Annotated in this window: 18 protein-coding genes; 8 read left to right on the top strand and 10 right to left on the bottom strand. The window is 39.3% G+C overall.

All coding sequences use genetic code 11. The annotated features are described in order from the left end of the window. Nucleotides 1–9: 9 nt before the first annotated feature. From F565_RS0100665 to F565_RS0100655, 3 genes are all read right to left on the bottom strand, one after another. The gene (locus tag F565_RS0100665) at nt 10–1,041 is read right to left on the bottom strand and encodes a M28 family metallopeptidase (RefSeq protein WP_020211255.1); all 1,032 of its coding nucleotides are present in this window, start codon (nt 1,039–1,041) and stop codon (nt 10–12) included. A 102-nt stretch (nt 1,042–1,143) separates the two neighbouring features. Next, complete coding sequence (locus tag F565_RS0100660) at nt 1,144–1,914, bottom strand: dienelactone hydrolase family protein (RefSeq protein WP_020211254.1); 771 nt, start codon at nt 1,912–1,914, stop codon at nt 1,144–1,146. An 89-nt stretch (nt 1,915–2,003) separates the two neighbouring features. Continuing rightward, nucleotides 2,004–2,552, bottom strand: coding sequence for a type 1 glutamine amidotransferase domain-containing protein (locus F565_RS0100655; protein ID WP_020211253.1), 549 nt, complete (start codon nt 2,550–2,552; stop codon nt 2,004–2,006). 163 nt (nt 2,553–2,715) lie between these two features. Here F565_RS0100655 and F565_RS0100650 point away from each other — a divergent pair, with 163 nt between their 5' ends. After that, a complete protein-coding gene (locus F565_RS0100650) occupies nt 2,716–3,408 on the top strand; it encodes a DUF421 domain-containing protein (RefSeq protein ID WP_020211252.1) in 693 nt (230 codons plus the stop codon). 67 nt (nt 3,409–3,475) lie between these two features. Here F565_RS0100650 and F565_RS20955 read toward each other — a convergent pair whose 3' ends face one another. Next, nucleotides 3,476–4,741, bottom strand: a complete 1,266-nt coding sequence (locus F565_RS20955) for a hypothetical protein (RefSeq protein WP_020211251.1) — start codon at nt 4,739–4,741, stop codon at nt 3,476–3,478. Between the two features lie 145 nt (nt 4,742–4,886). Here F565_RS20955 and F565_RS0100640 point away from each other — a divergent pair, with 145 nt between their 5' ends. The 3 genes from F565_RS0100640 (at nt 4,887) to F565_RS0100630 (ending at nt 6,418) form a co-directional block, all read left to right on the top strand. Then, the gene (locus F565_RS0100640; protein ID WP_020211250.1) at nt 4,887–5,378 is read left to right on the top strand and encodes a GNAT family N-acetyltransferase; all 492 of its coding nucleotides are present in this window, start codon (nt 4,887–4,889) and stop codon (nt 5,376–5,378) included. Between the two features lie 115 nt (nt 5,379–5,493). Then, nucleotides 5,494–5,865, top strand: coding sequence for a SpoIIAA family protein (locus tag F565_RS0100635; RefSeq protein WP_020211249.1), 372 nt, complete (start codon nt 5,494–5,496; stop codon nt 5,863–5,865). Between the two features lie 43 nt (nt 5,866–5,908). Continuing rightward, a complete protein-coding gene (locus F565_RS0100630; RefSeq protein WP_020211248.1) occupies nt 5,909–6,418 on the top strand; it encodes a pyridoxamine 5'-phosphate oxidase family protein in 510 nt (169 codons plus the stop codon). A 65-nt stretch (nt 6,419–6,483) separates the two neighbouring features. Here the strand turns inward: F565_RS0100630 and F565_RS0100625 are convergent, their stop codons facing one another. From F565_RS0100625 to F565_RS0100610, 4 genes are all read right to left on the bottom strand, one after another. Further along, nucleotides 6,484–6,927 (bottom strand): thioredoxin family protein, encoded by a 444-nt coding sequence (locus F565_RS0100625; RefSeq protein WP_020211247.1) that lies wholly within the window; start codon nt 6,925–6,927, stop codon nt 6,484–6,486. 81 nt (nt 6,928–7,008) lie between these two features. Further along, entirely contained in the window at nt 7,009–8,328 is a 1,320-nt protein-coding gene (locus tag F565_RS0100620) for an HTTM domain-containing protein (RefSeq protein ID WP_020211246.1), read from the bottom strand. A gap of 253 nt (nt 8,329–8,581) precedes the next feature. After that, nucleotides 8,582–9,298 (bottom strand): DUF4197 domain-containing protein, encoded by a 717-nt coding sequence (locus F565_RS0100615; protein ID WP_020211245.1) that lies wholly within the window; start codon nt 9,296–9,298, stop codon nt 8,582–8,584. Between the two features lie 111 nt (nt 9,299–9,409). Next, nucleotides 9,410–10,144 carry a DUF4197 domain-containing protein gene (locus F565_RS0100610; RefSeq protein WP_020211244.1) on the bottom strand — a complete coding sequence of 245 codons (735 nt, stop codon included), beginning with the start codon at nt 10,142–10,144 and terminating at the stop codon, nt 9,410–9,412. Nucleotides 10,145–10,449: 305 nt separating this feature from the next. On the opposite strand from F565_RS0100610, the gene F565_RS0100605 reads away from it, so the two are divergent. After that, nucleotides 10,450–11,931, top strand: a complete 1,482-nt coding sequence (locus tag F565_RS0100605) for a catalase (protein WP_020211243.1) — start codon at nt 10,450–10,452, stop codon at nt 11,929–11,931. A gap of 56 nt (nt 11,932–11,987) precedes the next feature. On the opposite strand, the gene F565_RS0100600 is transcribed toward F565_RS0100605, so the two are convergent. Both F565_RS0100600 and F565_RS0100595 read right to left on the bottom strand, forming a co-directional pair. Beyond that, nucleotides 11,988–12,476, bottom strand: a complete 489-nt coding sequence (locus F565_RS0100600) for a hypothetical protein (protein WP_020211242.1) — start codon at nt 12,474–12,476, stop codon at nt 11,988–11,990. A 1-nt stretch (nt 12,477) separates the two neighbouring features. After that, nucleotides 12,478–13,374, bottom strand: a complete 897-nt coding sequence (locus F565_RS0100595) for an EamA family transporter (RefSeq protein ID WP_020211241.1) — start codon at nt 13,372–13,374, stop codon at nt 12,478–12,480. 257 nt (nt 13,375–13,631) lie between these two features. Between F565_RS0100595 and F565_RS0100590 the strand changes: the two genes are divergently transcribed. The 3 genes from F565_RS0100590 (at nt 13,632) to F565_RS0100580 (ending at nt 20,403) form a co-directional block, all read left to right on the top strand. Continuing rightward, the gene (locus F565_RS0100590; RefSeq protein WP_020211240.1) at nt 13,632–14,282 is read left to right on the top strand and encodes a VOC family protein; all 651 of its coding nucleotides are present in this window, start codon (nt 13,632–13,634) and stop codon (nt 14,280–14,282) included. A gap of 85 nt (nt 14,283–14,367) precedes the next feature. Next, complete coding sequence (locus F565_RS0100585) at nt 14,368–17,799, top strand: methylmalonyl-CoA mutase family protein (RefSeq protein WP_020211239.1); 3,432 nt, start codon at nt 14,368–14,370, stop codon at nt 17,797–17,799. Nucleotides 17,800–18,066: 267 nt separating this feature from the next. Next, nucleotides 18,067–20,403, top strand: a complete 2,337-nt coding sequence (locus tag F565_RS0100580) for an ATP-dependent helicase (protein WP_026299798.1) — start codon at nt 18,067–18,069, stop codon at nt 20,401–20,403. Nucleotides 20,404–20,432 lie beyond the last annotated feature (29 nt).

Raw genomic sequence — 20,432 nt, 5'->3', positions numbered from 1 at the left:
TTTAAAAATTTATTTACCGTCTTTATCTACTACCGGGCGGTTATCGCGGTTGGCAAGTTCCCAGGCGGTAACAAAGGCAAGCTGTGCACGTTTAGTAAGTAAATTAAACTCTATTTTACTTACTTCATCTGTAGCCTTGTGATAATCATCATGTACACCGTTAAAGTAAAAAATAATAGGAATACCCTTTTTAGCAAAATTGTAATGGTCGCTCCTAAAGTAAAACTGGTTAGGGTCGTTCCTGTCGTTAAATGTATAATCAAGAGCCAGGTGTGTATACTTTTTATTAGCCTCTTCGTTTATGTTATGCAAATCTGTGCTTAACCTGTCAGAACCTATAACATATACATAGTTGCCATCGGCTTTATGAGCATCATCACGGCGGCCTATCATATCAATATTAAGGTCGGCAATAGTACTGTCTATCGGGAAAAGCGGATTTTCCGAATAATACCTCGAGCCATGCAAACCATGCTCTTCGCCGGTAACGTGCAGAAATAGCACAGAACGTTTAGGCCCGTAGCCATCTTTTTTTGCCTGCATAAAAGCCTGGGCAATTTCCAGCAGTGCCACAGTACCAGATCCGTCATCATCGGCACCGTTGTACACTTCGCCATTTTTCATGCCCACGTGGTCATAATGCGCAGATATTACCAATACTTCGTTTGGTTTTTCAGATCCTTCAATGTACGCCCAGATGTTTTCAGAATCTGGAAGCTTAGGGCTAAAGTTACGCGCCATAAAAGCCGATGGTACCTTCTGGTAAAAATCGGTAGCTCCTTTAGGAAAAGATATTCCTTCGGATTCGTATTGGCTTATAAGATACTTACCTGCCTTTTTTTGTCCTTCAGAGCCTGTATTACGGCCTTCCATCTCGTCAGATGCTACAATGGTAAGGTGCTTTTTGAGGTCGGCTTCTGTAATGGTATTCATGTACTTGGCAACATCTGCCTTAGCATAATCTTTTTTTGAGTTTTTACCCGCCCCGCATGCAATCAGTAAAGCAAGTGCTGACATTGATATTATGGATCTTTTTATCATAGATGATGAAGTTATTAGCCATAAAAATAGAAATAATATCAATACAAAAAGCCAAACGTTAGTTTGGCTTTTTGTATTTTATTGTTACATGATAGTTTAAAATTACTTAGCAGCAAAAATTTCATTTAAAAAATCCATGAAATAAGCCCATGAGCGTTTGTCGGCCTTTTCATTATAGGCAGCACCTTTACTGTTATCGTTACCGGCTTCTTTTTCTGTAAATGCATGTACAGCGTTAGAAAGATATACAAGTTGCCAATCGGCTTTAGCATCTTTCATCTCGGTAATAAAGCCATCAATTTCTTTTTGTGGAACATGAGGGTCATCAGCACCATGAAGTACCAGCACTTTAGGTTTTACAGCACCATTAGCCCTCGATGCATCTTTGCCTAAACCACCATGAAAACTAACCACACCTTTTACGTTAAGGCCTGCACGGGCAGCCTCAAGAGCCCCTGTACCGCCAAAACAGTATCCTATAACCACAATATTATTAGCATCGGCACCACTTTTTATTAAAGCTTCCAGTGCTGCTGATATTCGTTTTTGATACGCTTCAGGATTGCCTTTATAGTAACCTGCCTGCTGTCCTGCTTCCTGGGTGCTTTTAGGATACTTGCCTTCGCCATAAATATCAGCTACAAAAGCATGGTAGCCCAGTTTAGAAAGCTCTGTTGCCACTTCTTTACTATGTGTATTAATCCCCATCCAGGCGGGTAGTATAAGTATTCCCGGTTTGTTTTTTAAAGCCTTTGCAGGTGTTGCTGCAAAGCCGTTAAGTTTTTGTCCACCCTCTGTATATGCAACAGGTTTAAGCTGCGCCTGTAATTGTGTAGCCATAAAAATTAGTGTAAGTGCAATAAGTTTTTTCATTATGTATTTATTTTATGTAAATATAAAAAGAAAGCTTTTATACCAATGGCATAAAAGCTTCCCTGCTAAATTAATATTAACTTTGTTTATTAGCTGTGTTGCAGCTCATGTTTACCCTCTTTAATTTCTTCCACCAGCTTTTTATTAAAAGCAGGCAAATCGGCAGGGGTACGGCTGGTAACAAAACCATTATCTACAACCACTTCTTTGTCACTCCACAATGCGCCTGCATTAATCAAATCCTGTTTAATTGATGGATAAGAGGTTAGCTCCCTGCCATCTATAACATCGGCATTAATTAGTGTTTGCGGACCGTGGCAAATTGCGCCTACCGGTTTCTTTTCGTCAAAAAATGACTTTACAAATTTTATTGCTTCTTCGTTAGTCCTAAGTTTGTCTGGGTTTATAACACCACCGGGCAATACAAGTGCATGGTACTGAGATGACGATACTTCGCCAAGTACCTTGTCTACTTTATATTCCGGGCCCCAGTCGGTCTCTGCCCACGATTTAATAGTTCCGGCTTCCGGGCTAACAATCTCGGCAGTCCAGCCCTGTGCTTCTAAAAATTCTTTTGGCGATTTTAATTCGCTTTCTTCAAATCCGTTGGTGGCCAGTATGGCTATCCTTTTGCTCATGATTTTAAATTTTAGATTATATAAAATTGGTTTTTATAAAATTACTCCATCAGGGCGAGGTCAATTTGTAATGCTCTATTAAAGTTGTGCTAATGTTTGTTAACGAGGACTTTAACAGCAATAAAAATATTCTAATTTTATAACGATAATTCTTATATAAATCATGAAAGAGATTTTTGAATGGAACCGCCTGCTGTTTAACGACCTACCCATACAATTTTTGTTTGAAGTAGTTTTTAGAACTGTAATAATGTTTCTCGTAGTACTTGTAACTTTACGCTTTACTGGTAAACGGGGAGTGAAACAACTTTCTGTTTTTGAGGTGGTTATTGTAATATCATTAGGCTCTGCTGCCGGCGATCCTATGTTTTATGAAGATGTGGGCCTTGTACCCGCCATAGCGGTATTTCTTGTAATTATTATGATGTATCGTGGCGTAACCTGGCTATTAGGAAAAAGCAAAAGATTTGAAAATTTTATAGAGGGTAAAGTGGAGTGTATTATAGAAGATGGCCAGTTTTCGATACAAACGTTTGAACGTGAAGATCTTGCCCAGGATGAGTTTTTTGCCGAGATGCGGTTGCGTTCTATAGAGCATTTAGGGCAGGTGCGTAATGCCTATATGGAAACAAATGGTGCCATAAGCCTTTACTTTTATAAAGATGAAGATGTAAAATATGGCTTACCCATTCGTCCGCAGCTTTTTAACCTTAAAAGCACTATAATACAAAAATCAGGGATTTATGCGTGTACGTTTTGTGCCAATACCCAAAAACTGGATCCTACTACTGGCGTATGCACCGTTTGTAACCGTACAGAATGGGTGCTTGCTATAAACAGTAAACGTATAGTATAAAAAAAACCGGATTGCCTAAACAATCCGGTTTTATATATTTAACTGACTAACTCAAATATATAGTTTTTTAACCTCTTCTGCCGCCGCTTGTTGCTGCAGGCACAGCCTGTCTTTGCTGTTGCTGTGCAGGAGCCTGTATAGATCTTGATGGTGCAGCAGCCGGCATACTCCTTACAGCCGGTGCACTTTGAGCAGGCATGCTTCTTACAGGAGTTTGTGTATTATTTACTCTTGATGGTGCATTGTATTGCTGCGCAGGAGTGTTTCTAACTGTATTATTAGCCCTTTCCGGAGTTACTGTATTTGAACTTCTTACCTGTTGAGGCGCGTTACCCTGAAATCTCGTTGAACCATTATTGTTATTTGCGGGTGTCCTTACTGTGGCAGATTCGCTGCCTGAAAATCGTGCAGGCTGATTAGTACTCCTCACTGTATTGCGGGTTCCATTTGCAGGAGTTAAGCTATTGCTGCTTCTTACGCTGCCGTTATTCCTGATACTGGTATCGCTGTTTGCCGTATTTCTTACAGATGTGCGTCCGGTTCCGTTAGCATTAACACCACGTGTAGTGCCTCTTGTTCCCGCAGTAGTACTCCTTGTCTGCTCCAGTTGGTGCCTGTTGGTTACATTTGCATTTCTGCTTGTAAAAGACTGGTTAGGGTGCTGCCTTGCATAGGCATTAGCACTGCGGGTGGCATACAGGTTCTGCGCACGGGTGCTTCTTCCTGTATTAACGTAGTGATAACTATTATTATAATTTATATGGTTGTGTACATGGTACCTGTAGCGGTATGGTGTGTAAGGAGCCCAATAGCTGTAGTAAGTAGGGTAGTAGCCATAATACCACGGTGAATAATAAGGGCGGTAGCTGCTTACCCAAAACACGTTAAACATAGCGGGTTGTGTTACATAAACAGGCTCATAAATATAGTTATTGCCATATATATAGCTGTCTCCCACTACTTGCACGGTTACATTATTGTTTCTGTCGCGTTCTACCTCTATAGTCGCTACATCCTGGTAAGTATCTACTGCAAGTACACTTTGCAAAATGATTACGTGTGTATTTTTTTCTGTAACTTCAATAACTCTAAGGTAATCTACCCTGTTGTCGTTGTTAAGATCCAGGTTAGATATTTGCGCATCCGGGTCGTTAAGCCTGTGCTCAAAATCTTCAAGATCCTGAGAGTCTCCAAATATGGAGGCAACTGCCTGAAGATCCAGGTTATCGCTTATGTCGCTGCTGTTAGCCCTTACGGTAGTTACGTCCTGGGCAAAAATTTCCCCTGCAATGAGTAAGGAAAATAAGACTGTATTTATTAATTTAGTTTTCATGATTAAAGTAAAGTTTGGTGCCCTTATAATTGTTTTTCGTTGTTGATGTTTAACAATATCCAATTACTGTGCCAATAATTATTTTATACCTTTACATTATTAAAAACCCTTTTAATAACTGGGCTTTCAAGTAAAAAATATAACCATGGAAATTATAAAAGCTTCGCTTACAGATTATAAAACTATATATAATATTGCTATCCCGGTGTGGGATGCTACCTATAAAACTATCCTTACACAGGAACAGATGGATTATATGCTGAAGTTATTTTATAGTGAAGAAGCTTTTACAGAGCAGGTATCTGTTAAAGGGCATCAGTTTTTACTGGCAGTAGAAGGTACAGAATATTTAGGTTTTGCATCTTATGAGGTTAATTACCAAAGCGAAACTACAAAATTACACAAGCTGTATGTGTTGCCACAGGCACATGGCAAAGGAGTGGGTAAGGCACTGGTAACAGTTGTAGAAAATGCTGCCCGAAAAAACATTAATGATAAACTCCTGCTTAATGTAAACCGATATAATCCTGCCGTTCATTTTTATTTAAAGGCAGGTTTTGAAAATAAAGGCGAAGATGATGTAGATATTGGCAATGGTTACCTTATGGAAGATTACCTTATGGTAAAACAACTTTAAAAATATAATCTTTAAAAGTTTATCATTTCGTTTGGTATTTATTATCAGGACTATAACAGTTGTTTAAAATTGTGTTGGCTACTTTTGAGTAAAACTAATTTTAAAACTCAATATCATGATAGTACAAATTCCTGATGTTCCTGATAATATGGTAGGCTTTCGTGCCGATGGCGAAGTTACCAAAGAAGATTTTGAACTTGTTAAAGAAGAGGTAGCACAACTGGTAGAAAAAACAGGCAAGCTTAATTACCTGCTTTTTCTTGACAACTCTCCTAAAGATTTTACACTTGGCGCCTGGCTACAGGATGCCCTGCTTGGTATTAGCAATATTACCAAATGGAATCGTGCGGCTATAATATCCGATTCTGAAGCAGTTATAAAATTTACTGAAGTTTTTAGTAAACTTATGCCGGGCGAATTCAGGGGCTATCCTAAAACCGAATATGCCAAGGCTGTAAACTGGGTTTCTGAACGATCTGACGTTTAATTAAGACCAAAAAAATACAAACAACAACGTAAAACAATTTACCATGGGAAATTATAAAGATTTATACAGCGAAGAAGCCATTGCTAAAATAAAAGAGCTGGCAAAAGATATAAGGGTGTGCATGTTTTGCACAGAGCTTTCTGTAAGGCCAATACCTACAAGGCCAATGAGCCTGCAGGATATAGACGAAGAGGGTAACCTTTGGTTCATTAGCTCTGCTGCAAGCAACAAAAATTTCGAGATTAAGCACGATGATGATGTACAGCTTATTTTCGCCAAAAATTCGGACTCACATTTTCTGTCGGTTTTTGGTACGGCGGTCATTTATAAAGACAAAGCACATATAGAAGATGTTTGGTCGCCCGTTGCAAAAGCCTGGTTTGAAGAAGGCAAAGAAGACCCGGACGTTACCGTAATTAAAGTATCTCCGTCAGAAGCTTATTATTGGGATACCACAGATGGTAAAATGGTTAGCTTTTTAAAAATTGCTGTTAGTGCTATTACCGGTAAAACTGGCGATGATGGTGGGGTAGAAGGCAGTATTACAATATAATATAATTCCACTCTACATACATTCTCTTAAAACTCCCTCTGGGAGTTTTTTTTTGGATATTACTATTATCGCGACAGCTTATCAAAAAGGGCGATGTATTCCTGTGCGGTGTCTAAACCTTCATAACCACGCTTGCCTAATAACCTTCCGTTTTTATCTAACACTACAAAGAAGGGAAAGAAGCCGTCGCGGTTAAATTTTTCGGCAAGGATAATTTTTGGGTCGTTAATGTTTACAGGCTCAGGGTCGCCTTTCTTTTGTGGGAAATCAGCAAGTAGCAGTACCCATTTGTCTTTTGCTTCTGCCTTAAATTCAGGAGTTTCCCATACTTTTTTTTCCAGTTCAATACATGGCATGCACCAGTCTGACCCCGAAAATAAAAGCACAATATTTTTGTTAGATGCAGCCGCTTTACGTTTAGCCACATCAAAGTCTGTATGCCATTCCTGGCAAAACCCCACAACATTTATCATCAGGCACAGCACTACGACCGACTTTTTCACTTTCATTTGTTTTTTACAAAATTATAAAAGTAATGGCATTTAAAAATGGTTTAATACCTTTATTTTAAAATATTTATAGCATAATTTCTACTGTAGTTCGTAGTAAAGTAAAATCCACTCGTTATGTGCAAAATAGTTCCATCGGGTATGTGCCAAATCAACTTTAGGATCTATGAGCAATCGCGAGGTACGTTTGTTTACAGACACTTTTGCAGTAACATATACTGCCACATTGTGCCCTTTTTTAGCATATTCATTTTTAATAATTTGTGCTGTTTGCCATATCATATCGGGCTTGTTCGCAAGGTTTTTAATTTGCAGCCTGGTTAAAATTTTAGTAAGGTCGTACACAAAAGAATCATTGGTAGTTTTATCTTCAACTGCAAAAACGGCAGTGCCCTTTTTGTTTTTAAGCATCATGCGCCAGCTAAGGCGGTGGCCTTCTTCTGTCCATAATACATCGCCCTTAATAAAATGATGGCGTATTGGTAAAGCAAGCTGTATTATAAAATAGGGTATAAAAAAATAGCGCAGAAGATTTTTGCTGCTCAAATCTATACCATTAAGTTCATCCTGGGTTAGAGGTGGTTTTTTTCGTAGTAATAAAGCGCGAATCGTTTCCGGAGGATAAAAAAATGCGAGGTAACTCATAGAGAGAAAAGGGAAGATACCTATGTTAAGCATTGCCCAGTTAAAAAGATGAAAGCCCACAGAAAGTATTGCAGCAACATTGCGGGTTTTTTTATAAAGGAGTAAAGGCACAATTAAGAGATCGAACAATATGCCTCCGTATGCTATAAACAAATGAAACTGATGGTTAAAAGTAAGCCATGTAATGTATGGGTTATTTATTTTTCGTGTAATAAACCCGGTAAAACGGCCATTTAGCCAGTCGGGATAAAATTTTGCTACAGATGCAAAAAAGTATACTATGGCAATTTGCAGTATAAATATCCAGATATACCATACAGGCATACTGCGCTGTTTTATTTTAGGATAAAGTTTACTATCTACAGAGGCGTAAGCATTTGCAGGAAACATTAGCATAATTATAAGCAGCAATAATATAAGGTAATGGTGGTTGTTGTATACCGTTTTTTGCATAAAGTAGGTCCCTGCCCAGAGTATAGTAAAAAACGCGGTGCTAAACCTGTACCAAAATCCAACTGTTATACAGATAGCAAATACAGCCATTGCCCAAAAATAAATGTACATGCCATTACCTGGAAGCGGCTGTAACCACTCCATGCCTATAAATGAGAATGTTACTTTAGGCTTTACATACAGGCTGTAGACAGTACCATCAAAAATATGGCTTATGCAATGGTATATCATGAGCAGCCCAAGCAATATCCTGAAAACCACTAATGGCGCATTATCTGTTTTTTTGTAAAGGGAGTTGAACATAGCTAAATATAGTAGCTGCAAAAATACATAAATAGGCGTGCAAAAAATAAAGGGTAATTAATTTTTGACGATTGCAGTACATGTTGAATGGCATGCAAAATAAAAATGCCGGTGAGTGTATCACCGGCATTTTTTCTAACTAACCCTAACCAAATGTGAGAAAACCATTTATATAATGCAAATTACACATTTATAATTAATACAAATGTTAAGGATATGTTATATGTATGTGTCTGTATATTAAAAAATTAACCTATTTGCTGTCCTGTAAAGCGAATACCTTTTTTAGCAGGGCAGATGTACGTGCATTGAGGTTTGTACGGATATCTTTTTCTTCTACGGCTATCATTTTATACACTCCGTTTAAGGCTTGTGTGGTAACATAATCTGTTAAGTCTGGGTTTACCTTAGTAACAAGGGGCACTTTATTGTAAGTGGTAATAATGTTTGCCCACACTTTATCTGCCCCAACTTTACTAAAAGACGATTTTATTGCCGGATTAAATTTAGCATACAACTGTGTGTTGGTATTAGTTTTTAAAAAAGAAGTAGCTGCTTCATCGTTCCCCAAAAGAATATTTTTCGCATCTGTAAAGGTTATGTTCTTAACAGCAGTTACAAAAATTGGTGTCGATTCTTTTACAGCTTCCTCGGCAGCGCGGTTCATCATTTTAAGACCCTCATCGGCAAGACTGGAGAGGCCAATGTCGCGCAGGGTTTTGTCAACCTTTTTCAATTCGGCGGGCAATAATATCTTAACAAGGTTGTTTTTGTAAAAACCATCTGTGGCGGTAAGCTTGGTAACCTGGGTGTCTATACCTTTATCTAACGCTTCCCTGAGCCCGGCAGCAATATCTGCATTAGAGAGAGTGCCAACACCCTGTGGTAATTGCGAGGCGACTTGTTGCAGCTCTGCACAGCCCGATAGCATAAAGCTTATGGCAAGTATGGGAATGATAAGTTTTTTCATTTAGTATAGTTTTACCGGTTAATGCTGTAAAGCAACCACTTTTTAAAGAAAGTATAAAGGCCTGTACTGATAAATTTGTGCTAAAAGTTTTTTTGAAAATAAATGAATATCTTAATCCTGTAATGCAAATACCTTTTTCAGCAAATCAGAAGTTCGTGACGACAGGTCGGTCCTTATTTTTTTCTCCTCTACAGTTATCATTTTAAAAACACCTTCCAGTGCTTTATCAGTAACATAGTCTGTAAGGTCGGGGTTTACTTTTGTAACCAGCGGCAGGCCATTATACTTTTTAATGATCTTTTCCCAAACGGCGTCGGCACCTACGTTGCTAAGAGATGTTTTAACCACTGGGCTAAATTTGCCATATAAAGGCGTTGTAGTAGTTTTTTCTAAATATGCAGTAGCCGAATTGTCTGCGCCCATAAGTATACCTTTAGCATCTGTAATAGTCATGCTGGTAATAGCATTTACAAAAATAGGGGTAGCCTCTTTAACGGCATCTTCGGCAGCGCGGTTAAGTACTTTAATACCTTCATCGGCCATACTGCCCAAGCCTATCTGGCGTAGCTTTGTATCTACCTTTTGTAATTCTGCAGGCAGGAGTATTTTTACAGCTTCATTTTTATAAAAACCATCGGTAGCAGTAAGCTTGGTAACCTGCTCTGTAACGCCTTTATTAAGGGCTTCTTTAAGTGCGCTGCCTATATCGGCATTGCTAAAGCTTCCGGTCTTTGTTGTAGCGGCTGTTACTTTTTCTTTAGCCTTGCTTAAAACATTTTTTAGCTGGGCGTTAACTCCGATGCTTATAACGGTAAGCAGTAGTAATGTAAATGCAATTTTTTTCATTAGATGATAAGGGTTAATGTGTTGTCCAAAAGTAAAACAAAAACCATTCCTGCATTGTAAGCTTTACCGCAATTTATTGCTTATACTCCTCATTTTATTGATATTTCATCTATGCTTACATAAATTTTCGATATATCGTAAATCTATCTTAAAGTACGATTTTGTAGTATTATGGTTATCAATATTTTGTAAATTTGGTAACATAGTTGTAATGGCACTATAGGCAAAATCAATAGTTTTAAGAAGGAACAACATCTTCACAAACCTATTTTTGTAATCAAATAATATAAAACACACACATACCCATGTCACAAACTAAACTTACCACAGCATCCGGCCGCCCTTATGCCGAACACGAAAACTCGCAAACTGTTGGCCCCCGTGGCCCTATATTATTACAAGATGTTATACTTCACGAAAAAATGGCCCAGTTTAACCGTGAACGTATACCGGAAAGGGTAGTACATGCAAAAGGTTCGGCGGCTTTTGGAACGTTTACAGTTACACATGACATTTCTAAATATACCAAAGCGAAAATATTTGCAGCCGTAGGTAAACAAACAGAGATGGTACTTAGATTTAGTACCGTAGGTGGAGAAAAAGGATCGGCCGATACAGAGCGCGACCCACGTGGTTTTGCAATGAAATTTTATACGGAAGATGGTAACTGGGATCTTGTAGGTAACAACACGCCGGTATTTTTTGTAAAAGACCCTAAAAAATTCAGCGACTTTATACACACCCAAAAACGCGACCCGCAAACTAACCTAAAATCACCTACGATGATGTGGGATTTCTGGTCGCTAAACCCGGAAAGCCTGCACCAGGTACTAATATTAATGAGCGACAGGGGCACACCTGTAGGTTACCGCCACATGCATGGTTTTGGCAGCCACACGTATAGTTTTATAAATGCGGCAAACGAGCGATTTTATGTAAAGTTTCATTTTATAACAGCACAAGGCATTAAGAATTTTACCGATAGCGAAGCAGCAGCCAAGAAAAGCGAAGACCTTGATTTTGCACAACGCGACCTTTTTGAAAACATAGAAAGCGGCAATTTTCCTAAATGGGACCTTAAAATTCAGGTAATGCCTGAAGCTGAATCAAGTACGTATCATATTAATCCGTTCGACTTAACTAAAGTTTGGCCGCATGGCGATTATCCGTTGATTGATGTAGGGCAGATAGAACTAAACCGCAACCCTTACAACTATTTTCAGGATGTAGAGCAGGCAGCATTTTCGCCATCGCGCATTGTAAACGGTATTGGTTTTTCTCCCGATAAAATGTTACAGGGAAGGTTGCTTTCGTATCCTGATGCTCAACGATACCGCCTTGGTGCCAACTTTGAGCAGATACCTGTAAACCGTTGCCCTTATATGACCAATAATTACCACCGCGACGGACAAATGCGCGTAGATGGTAACGGCGGCAGCAACCCAAACTACTATCCTAACAGTTTTGATACTATTGTAGAAGACGAAAGCTACAAAGAGCCTGCATGGGAGCTGGAAAGCCTTACGGCTAACTGGTATGACCGCAATGCAGAGGGAGAGAATGACCATTACACCCAACCGGGTAACCTTTTCAGGCTTATGGATGCAGAAGCTAAGCAAAATACCATAAACAATATTGTAGGCGCCATGAGCGGAATTGCCGGGCCTAAGCGCGAAGAGATAATTAACCGCCAGCTGTGCCACTGGTTTAGGGCAGATATTTCGCTGGGTATGGGTATAGCACAGGGCTTACAGGTTAACCTTGACCCGTCTATGATACAGCATTAAAATATTTTAATTCTTAGTAATCCCCTGCGTATTTAATTATGCAGGGGATTTTTGATTTAATCATATCCTAAAAAATGACCAATTTTTTGTTCTAACAAAGCAACAGAATCAAGTGAGCAATGTGGTAACCTTAAAATTTTCAATCTCAATTTTTTGAGTTCGGTTTCAAATTCGTTTTGCACATCTTCATGCAGCGAGTTGTGAAAAACATTATCCAGTATTGTCCATAAATTGTCTAATAAATCATCTGTTATTCCGCTGTCTGCTTCATTATTTACAAAATATAGCATCTGTAAAAAACGTGGACCATCCTTTATAGTGAAAGGGTCAATTAATAACAATATAAAATGTTCCTTAAGTAAAGAGTATTTTTTCTGATCAAGTTTTAAAAAGAAAGTTTCAAAAAAATCATTAATAATACTTTCCCTATTTTGTTCGAGTAAGATGTAATATTTGTTATTCGGACTACTATATAGCTCTCTTGCTAAATCCTTAAGAGGGATTTTGGCTATACAAGAAAGCTCTATATATTGATTGGCAGTCATATTATTGTTGAGTAATCGTTTTCAGTCGTAAATAACTCCCAACGTTAAATATTGCTATTGATACTACGATTATACTATAGGCAATAACTTGCATTTGCGTAATAACCTCGTGGTAATAAAATGCTGCTAACAAAAAACCTATAATTGGGTTAATGTATAGCAATATGCCTAATGTAGAAGAGTTTATCCCTTTTAAAGCATACAGGTTAAGGAGCATAGGTACAATAGTAAAACCTATAGCTATAACCAAAATGTATAAATAAAATGAAGTCTCTGTAGGTAATGTTCCACTGTATACAGGATAAAATGGTAATAATATTACAGAGGTAATGACAAGCTGAACAGATAGTAAAAGAAACTTATCTATACCTGCAAATTTCTTTTGCAGCACAAGGTACATAGCATAGGTTGCCGCCACTACTATGCTGTAAAACACATCATTAAAGTTATTTAAAGATAGTAATACGCAGCTTACAATACTTAATACTACCGATAGCCATTGTAATTTTGATAGCTTTTCTTTTAATATAATAAATGCAAAAACGGTGGTGAGTATAGGGCAAACCAAATAAGCAAGCGATGCTGCCTTAACGCTAATGTGGTTCATTACATAAATAAAAAAGAACCAGTTACCTGCCAGTAATATAGAACTTATAATGGTAAGCGCGAGCAGGTTTGTTTTTGTTTTAGAGTCTAATAGCGCAAAACTATTACGAGTTTCAACAATATTTTTTCGTCTGAAAAGCAGGTTGGTTACCGTCATTAAAGTAACGCAGAAAAATATGCGGTAAAATAAAATATCAGGAGACGGGTAGTCATGCAACGGTTTTAAAACAAAACTGAACAATCCCCAAATGGTAAAAGCTGTTGCCGCTGCGAGGTAATATTTATAACGCATTTTTTTAGTATCAAAAGAGTGTGCAAAAGTACTTTATTTTTTATACTTATATATAAATGGAACGCGGATTAAACGGATGCTTCGCAAATGCGGATTTGTGCGGATTTGCTTTAGGGCATGTATAATTTTTTTAATCGGTATTATTCGTGTTTCAAAATATCATCCTCGTTCTTTTATTACTACAATAAATTATTTTTCATTTAAACTAAAAGCCACTATAAATCATTATATTAGCAAGAGCCAAATAAACGTAACGCATGCAAATTATTGAGCTTGAATTACTGAGTGACAACCTTACCGAAACCGAAAAATTTTACAAAAAAATTTTAGGTCTTGAGCCGTATATGAGGGAAGATAAAACCCGTATATTTTTTACGGTTGGGGCTACAAAACTTATTTTCCGTAAGTCGGATAATTTAAAACCGGTTTACCACTTTGCCATAGATGTACCCACCAACCGTTTTTTTGATGCACACGATTTTATAAAAACACTTACCCCAATAGTGCCAGCCGAAGGCGATGATATTGCCAACTTTGTAAACTGGGATGCCAAATCGTTTTACTTTTACGATAATAACGGTAATATTTTAGAGTTCATTACCCGTTACCCCAACAAAGAGTATTACCGTGAAGCCTTTAGCTATAAATGCTATGTAGGTATTAGCGAGATAGGCCTGGTAACTAATAATGTGCCCGAACTTGCCAATATTCTTAAAGACGAATATGGCGTATCCATATTTAAACGCCAGCCCCGCAGTGATAATTTTACTGTTTCAGGAGATGATACAGGTTTGTTCATAATCGTGCAGAAAGACCGTGATTGGTTTCCTACCACCATAAAAGCAAAGGCTTTTAGTACCCGTGTCCTGTTTATGGATCAGGGAAACGTAGGGCATATTGTTAGATAATGATTACCTCAATTAAATTGCAATAAATTTTTGGTATTCTTAATAAATATGTAAATTGCAAGTCTAAAATTGAAGATAATTCATCATGGAGCAAGCAAAGCCTTACATTCCTAAATATAAAGTACGTATTGTAACAGCAGCCTCGTTGTTTGACGGGCACGATGCCGCCATAAACATTATGCGCCGCATTATACAGGCCACCGGTGTAGAGGTAATACACCTTGGGCACGACCGCAGTGTGGAAGAAGTTGTAAATACAGCCATTCAGGAAGATGCCAATGCCATTGCGCTAACGTCTTACCAGGGAGGGCACAACGAATATTTTAAGTACATGCACGACCTTTTAAAAGAAAAAGGGGCAGGGCATATTAAAATATTTGGCGGCGGAGGCGGAGTTATCCTTCCTGAAGAAATTAAAGAACTGCAGGAATATGGCATTACCCGTATTTATGCTCCCGATGATGGCCGCGAATTAGGGCTTCAGGGGATGATAAACGATTTAGTTCAAAAATCAGACTTTGCTATTGGCGACAAACTTAATGGCGAAGTTAACCATCTCGAAGACAAGAACCCCACAGCAATAGCAAGGGTAATATCTTCGGCAGAGAATTTTCCTGAAGTGGCAAAAGAAGCGCTGGATATTATCCATCAGCAAAATCTTACAAGCAAGATACCGGTACTCGGCATAACAGGTACGGGTGGAGCAGGTAAATCGTCATTAGTAGACGAACTGGTGCGCCGTTTCCTTATTGATTTTCCCGAAAAAACTATAGGTTTAATATCTGTAGACCCTTCTAAACGCAAAACGGGTGGGGCGTTATTGGGCGACCGTATAAGGATGAATGCCATTAATAACCCAAGGGTTTATATGCGTTCGCTGGCTACGAGACAGAGTAATTTAGCTCTTTCTAAATATGTTGCTGAGGCTATACAGGTGCTGAAGGCTGCCAAATATGATATTATCATTCTTGAAACATCGGGTATTGGGCAAAGCGATACCGAGATCATCGAGCACAGCGATGTTTCGTTATATGTGATGACGCCGGAGTTTGGTGCAGCAACACAGCTTGAAAAGATTGATATGCTGGACTTTGCCGATATGGTGGCCATTAATAAATTTGACAAGCGCGGCTCTCTTGATGCCCTGCGTGATGTAAAAAAACAATACCAGCGCAACCACAACCTGTGGGATGCCAGCCCTGATAGTATGCCAATTTTTGGTACGATTGCCTCGCAGTTTAACGACCCCGGCATGAATACCCTTTATAAGGCCATGATGGACAAAGTGGTAGAAAAAACGGGTGCCGACCTGAAAACTACCTTTGCCATTACCCGCGAAATGAGCGAAAAAATATTTGTAATCCCTCCGCACAGAACGCGTTACCTTAGCGAAATTGCCGAAAATAACCGCAAGTATGATGCTATAGCGTTGAGCCAGCAGGAAGTTGCACAAAAGCTTTATGGCATATTTAAAACTATAGAATCAGTTGCTAATGTAACGCTGGGGTTAACCAAGTTTGGTATTGATGAAGAAGGCATAGATAAAGTTAAGAATGAAGCTAATGCTGACTTTTTAAAATTATTAACAGGCGAATTCGACAGGGTTAAAATGAATCTTGACCCATACAATTGGGAGATAATCCTGACATGGAAAGATAAGGTTGATAAATACAAAAATCCGGTTTACAGCTTTAAAGTACGCGATAAAGAAATTAAGATAGCTACACATACTGAGTCGCTTTCGCATTCGCAAATACCCAAGGTTGCGCTGCCTAAGTACCAGGCATGGGGCGATATACTACGTTGGTGCCTGCAGGAAAATGTACCGGGAGAGTTTCCGTTTGCATCAGGGCTTTATCCTTTTAAACGCGAGGGTGAAGACCCATCGCGCATGTTTGCCGGAGAGGGTGGCCCCGAAAGGACTAACAAGCGTTTTCATTATGTAAGTGCAGGGTTGCCTGCAAAGCGTTTATCTACAGCGTTTGACAGCGTTACGCTTTACGGCAACGATCCGCATTTACGTCCGGATATTTATGGTAAAATAGGTAATGCGGGAGTGTCTATATGCTGCCTTGACGATGCCAAGAAACTCTATTCGGGTTTTAACCTTGCACATCCGTTAACATCTGTTAGTATGACCATTAACGGGCCTGCGCCCATGCTTTTAGGCTTCTTTATGAATGCGGCCATAGACCAGCAATGTGAGTTATATATAAAAGAGAACGATCTTGAAGATGAGGTAAATAAAACCATAAACGAAATATACAAATCTAAAGGTATTGAACGTCCACGTTACAACGGCGAGCTGCCGCAGGGTAACAACGGCTTGGGGCTAATACTACTTGGAGTTACCGGCGATCTTGTACTCCCTGCTGATGTATATAAAGATATAAAAATAAGAACGTTAAGCCAGGTTCGTGGTACCGTTCAGGCGGATATTTTAAAGGAAGACCAGGCACAAAACACCTGTATTTTCTCTACAGAATTTGCGTTGAGGTTAATGGGCGATGTTCAGGAGTATTTTATAACCAATAATATACGTAATTTTTATTCGGTTTCTATATCCGGTTACCATATTGCCGAGGCTGGTGCCAACCCAATTACGCAGTTGGCCTTTACGCTTTCTAACGGTTTTACCTATGTAGAGTATTACTTAAGCAGGGGCATGAACATCAATGATTTTGGGCCTAACCTTTCGTTCTTTTTCTCGAACGGTGTAGACCCTGAGTATGCTGTTATAGGCCGTGTGGCACGTAAAATTTGGGCGAAGGCATTAAAAAATAAGTATGGCGCTAATGAGCGTGCACAAATGCTTAAGTACCATATACAAACATCTGGAAGGTCGCTCCATGCACAGGAAATTGACTTTAACGATATCCGTACAACATTACAGGCACTTTATGCTATTTACGATAATTGTAACTCGCTGCATACCAATGCTTATGATGAGGCTATTACGACCCCGACTGAAGAAAGTGTGCGCCGCGCAATGGCTATACAGTTGATTATCAATAAAGAATTGGGCCTTGCCAAAAACGAAAACCCTATTCAGGGGTCGTTTATTATTGAAGAATTAACCGACCTTGTTGAGGAAGCCGTACTTGCAGAATTTGACCGTATTACAGAACGTGGCGGCGTACTTGGTGCTATGGAAACAATGTACCAGCGTTCTAAAATTCAGGAAGAAAGCCTTTACTACGAAACACTTAAGCATACAGGCGAATTCCCAATCATTGGGGTAAATACGTTCCTGAGCTCTAAAGGATCACCTACGGTTGTTCCTGCGGAAGTTATCCGTGCAACGGAGGAGGAAAAGCAATTCCAGATTAAAACCCTCGAAATATTACATACGGCTCACAAAGAAAAAGTCGCTGAGACATTGGCTACTATTCAGGAAACTGCCATCCAAAATGAAAATATTTTTGAGCAGCTTATGGAAGCTACAAAGGTATGCTCATTAGGACAGATCACTTCGGCATTGTTTGAGGTAGGAGGGCAGTACAGAAGGAATATGTAAAAGAGAGTTTTAGATCTTAGATGATAGATTATAGACGAAAAGCCTTTCCGACAGGAAGGGCTTTTCGTTTAAAATCATTCCGATCCTGAATATTGATACGGAGTTAATAATGTACATTTTAAACATAGGTAACTTAATGTTGCTGTGAATAATTTCCAGGGTTATTTTACATGCGCAACAATGGCATATTATGGTTTCCCGACAAAAAATGAGTGATAAATTGTCACTTTAAATCATTATTTTTGCAACTAAAGTTATACAATGGACATTCAGAATTATATAAGTCAGCTTAACGAAGCCCAGCAGGCACCTACACTACAAAAAGATGGCCCTATGATTATCATAGCCGGTGCAGGGTCTGGTAAAACAAGGGTACTTACTATACGCATTGCCTACCTGATGAGCCTTGGGGTAGATTCTTTTAATATCCTCGCACTTACCTTTACCAATAAGGCAGCTAAGGAAATGAAAAAGCGTATTGCCGATATTGTAGGTTCATCTGAAGCTAAAAACTTATGGATGGGGACTTTTCACTCCATATTTGCCAAAATATTACGTTTTGAGGCCGATAAACTGGGTTTTCCCTCTAACTTTAGTATATACGATTCTCAGGATAGCGTGCGCCTTATATCATCTATTATAAAAGAAATGCAGCTTGATAAAGATGTCTATAAGCCAAAACAGGTTCTAAGCCGCATATCGTCATTTAAAAACTCGCTTATTACGGTTAAGGCTTATTTTAATAATCCTGAATTGCAGGAGGCCGATGCCATGAGCAAGAAACCCCGCCTTGGCGAAATATACCAGCAGTATGTAGACCGTTGTTTTAAAGCGGGAGCTATGGATTTTGACGATTTACTATTGCGCACCAATGAATTGCTGAACCGTTTTCCTGATGTACTTGCTAAATACCAGGACCGTTTTAGGTATATAATGGTAGATGAGTACCAGGATACCAACCACTCGCAATACCTTATTGTGCGTGCGCTGAGTGACCGATTTCAGAATATATGTGTGGTGGGTGATGATGCACAAAGTATCTACGCATTTCGCGGGGCTAACATTAACAATATCCTTAATTTCCAGAAGGATTATGAGGGCGTACAAATGTACCGCCTGGAACAAAACTACCGTTCTACAAAAAATATAGTTGAGGCAGCCAATGCCATTATAGATAAAAATAAGGTTAAGCTTGATAAAGTAGTGTGGACCGCCAATGATGATGGGCCACCCATACGTGTACACCGCAGCCTAACCGATGGCGAAGAGGGCCGTTTTGTGGCCAGCACTATTTTTGAGCAAAAAATGCAGCAGCAGTTAAAAAACGGGAGCTTTGCCATTTTATACCGCACCAATGCACAAAGCCGCGCTATGGAGGATGCCCTCCGCAAGCGCGATATCCCTTACCGTATATATGGCGGGTTGTCTTTTTACCAACGTAAAGAAATTAAAGACGTTTTAGGCTACCTGCGCCTGGTTATAAACCCGAAGGATGAAGAAGCTTTAATGCGTGTCATTAATTATCCTGCAAGGGGTATAGGTAACAGTACGTTAGAAAAGCTTACCGTAGCGGCAAACCATTACGGCCGATCTGTTTTTGAGGTTATGGAAGCCATAGAGCGCATAGACCTTAAGCTTACCAGCGGGACTAAAAATAAGCTACTGGATTTTGTAACCATGATAAAAAGTTTTCAGGTTATTAACGAAACCCAGGATGCTTTTTTCCTTGCCGACCATATTGCCAAGAAAACCGGACTTATACAGGAACTTAAAAAAGATGCCACGCCAGAGGGTGTTGCCCGTGTAGAAAATATTGAGGAGTTGCTTAATGGTATCCGTGATTTTATTGAAGGCCAGATAGAAGTTGACGGAGCGAGGGGAGCGCTGTCTGAATTTTTAGAAGACGTAGCCCTGGCATCCGACCTTGATAAAGATACCGGCGATGACGACCGTGTAGCGCTAATGACCATTCACCTTGCAAAGGGGCTTGAGTTTCCGTATGTGTTTATTGTAGGTATGGAGGAAGACCTGTTCCCGAGTGCGATGAGTTTAAATACCCGCAGCGAACTGGAGGAAGAACGCCGATTGTTTTATGTGGCATTAACACGTGCCGAGCATCAGGCATATTTAACGTATGCACAGTCGCGATACCGTTGGGGGAAGCTGGTAGACAGTGAACCATCGCGTTTTATTGAAGAAATTACCGATAAATTTCTGGATTACCTTACGCCAACGGAGACAAACTATAAGTATAAGCCAATGATAAATGCAGACATTTTTGGCGACGTAGATAAATCTAAATTCAGGCAACAAAAACCAACTAACGGCACACCGCCCAAATGGATTACCGACAATGACCCAAAACCCGATAGCGGTATACGCAGGTTAAAACCTATGTCGCGCCCTGCTCCGCAGGATAGTGCTGCTGCCATGCCCGATAGTAAACTGGCGCCCGGCAATGTGGTAATGCACGAACGTTTTGGCCGTGGGCAGGTAGTAAACCTTGAAGGTGTGGGAGCCGATAAAAAAGCTGAAATAAACTTTGAAGTAGGTGGTCTAAAAAAACTTTTATTACGATTTGCAAAGCTTGATGTTATAGGGTAATTTTTGTTTAAAGCTTAATGTTTAAAAGT

Source organism: Flavobacterium rivuli WB 3.3-2 = DSM 21788 (assembly GCF_000378485.1).
GTDB classification, from domain to species: domain Bacteria; phylum Bacteroidota; class Bacteroidia; order Flavobacteriales; family Flavobacteriaceae; genus Flavobacterium; species Flavobacterium rivuli.
The sequence above is the reverse complement of the archived record's forward strand: the minus strand, read 5'-3'. Positions and strand labels throughout refer to the sequence as shown.

Coding starts and splice junctions, on each gene's coding strand:
- F565_RS0100665 (WP_020211255.1), bottom strand. CDS start 1,041: ATGATAAAAAGATCCATAATATCAATGTCAGCACTTGCTTTACTGATT.
- F565_RS0100660 (WP_020211254.1), bottom strand. CDS start 1,914: ATGAAAAAACTTATTGCACTTACACTAATTTTTATGGCTACACAATTA.
- F565_RS0100655 (WP_020211253.1), bottom strand. CDS start 2,552: ATGAGCAAAAGGATAGCCATACTGGCCACCAACGGATTTGAAGAAAGC.
- F565_RS0100650 (WP_020211252.1), top strand. CDS start 2,716: ATGAAAGAGATTTTTGAATGGAACCGCCTGCTGTTTAACGACCTACCC.
- F565_RS20955 (WP_020211251.1), bottom strand. CDS start 4,741: ATGAAAACTAAATTAATAAATACAGTCTTATTTTCCTTACTCATTGCA.
- F565_RS0100640 (WP_020211250.1), top strand. CDS start 4,887: ATGGAAATTATAAAAGCTTCGCTTACAGATTATAAAACTATATATAAT.
- F565_RS0100635 (WP_020211249.1), top strand. CDS start 5,494: ATGATAGTACAAATTCCTGATGTTCCTGATAATATGGTAGGCTTTCGT.
- F565_RS0100630 (WP_020211248.1), top strand. CDS start 5,909: ATGGGAAATTATAAAGATTTATACAGCGAAGAAGCCATTGCTAAAATA.
- F565_RS0100625 (WP_020211247.1), bottom strand. CDS start 6,927: ATGAAAGTGAAAAAGTCGGTCGTAGTGCTGTGCCTGATGATAAATGTT.
- F565_RS0100620 (WP_020211246.1), bottom strand. CDS start 8,328: ATGTTCAACTCCCTTTACAAAAAAACAGATAATGCGCCATTAGTGGTT.
- F565_RS0100615 (WP_020211245.1), bottom strand. CDS start 9,298: ATGAAAAAACTTATCATTCCCATACTTGCCATAAGCTTTATGCTATCG.
- F565_RS0100610 (WP_020211244.1), bottom strand. CDS start 10,144: ATGAAAAAAATTGCATTTACATTACTACTGCTTACCGTTATAAGCATC.
- F565_RS0100605 (WP_020211243.1), top strand. CDS start 10,450: ATGTCACAAACTAAACTTACCACAGCATCCGGCCGCCCTTATGCCGAA.
- F565_RS0100600 (WP_020211242.1), bottom strand. CDS start 12,476: ATGACTGCCAATCAATATATAGAGCTTTCTTGTATAGCCAAAATCCCT.
- F565_RS0100595 (WP_020211241.1), bottom strand. CDS start 13,374: ATGCGTTATAAATATTACCTCGCAGCGGCAACAGCTTTTACCATTTGG.
- F565_RS0100590 (WP_020211240.1), top strand. CDS start 13,632: ATGCAAATTATTGAGCTTGAATTACTGAGTGACAACCTTACCGAAACC.
- F565_RS0100585 (WP_020211239.1), top strand. CDS start 14,368: ATGGAGCAAGCAAAGCCTTACATTCCTAAATATAAAGTACGTATTGTA.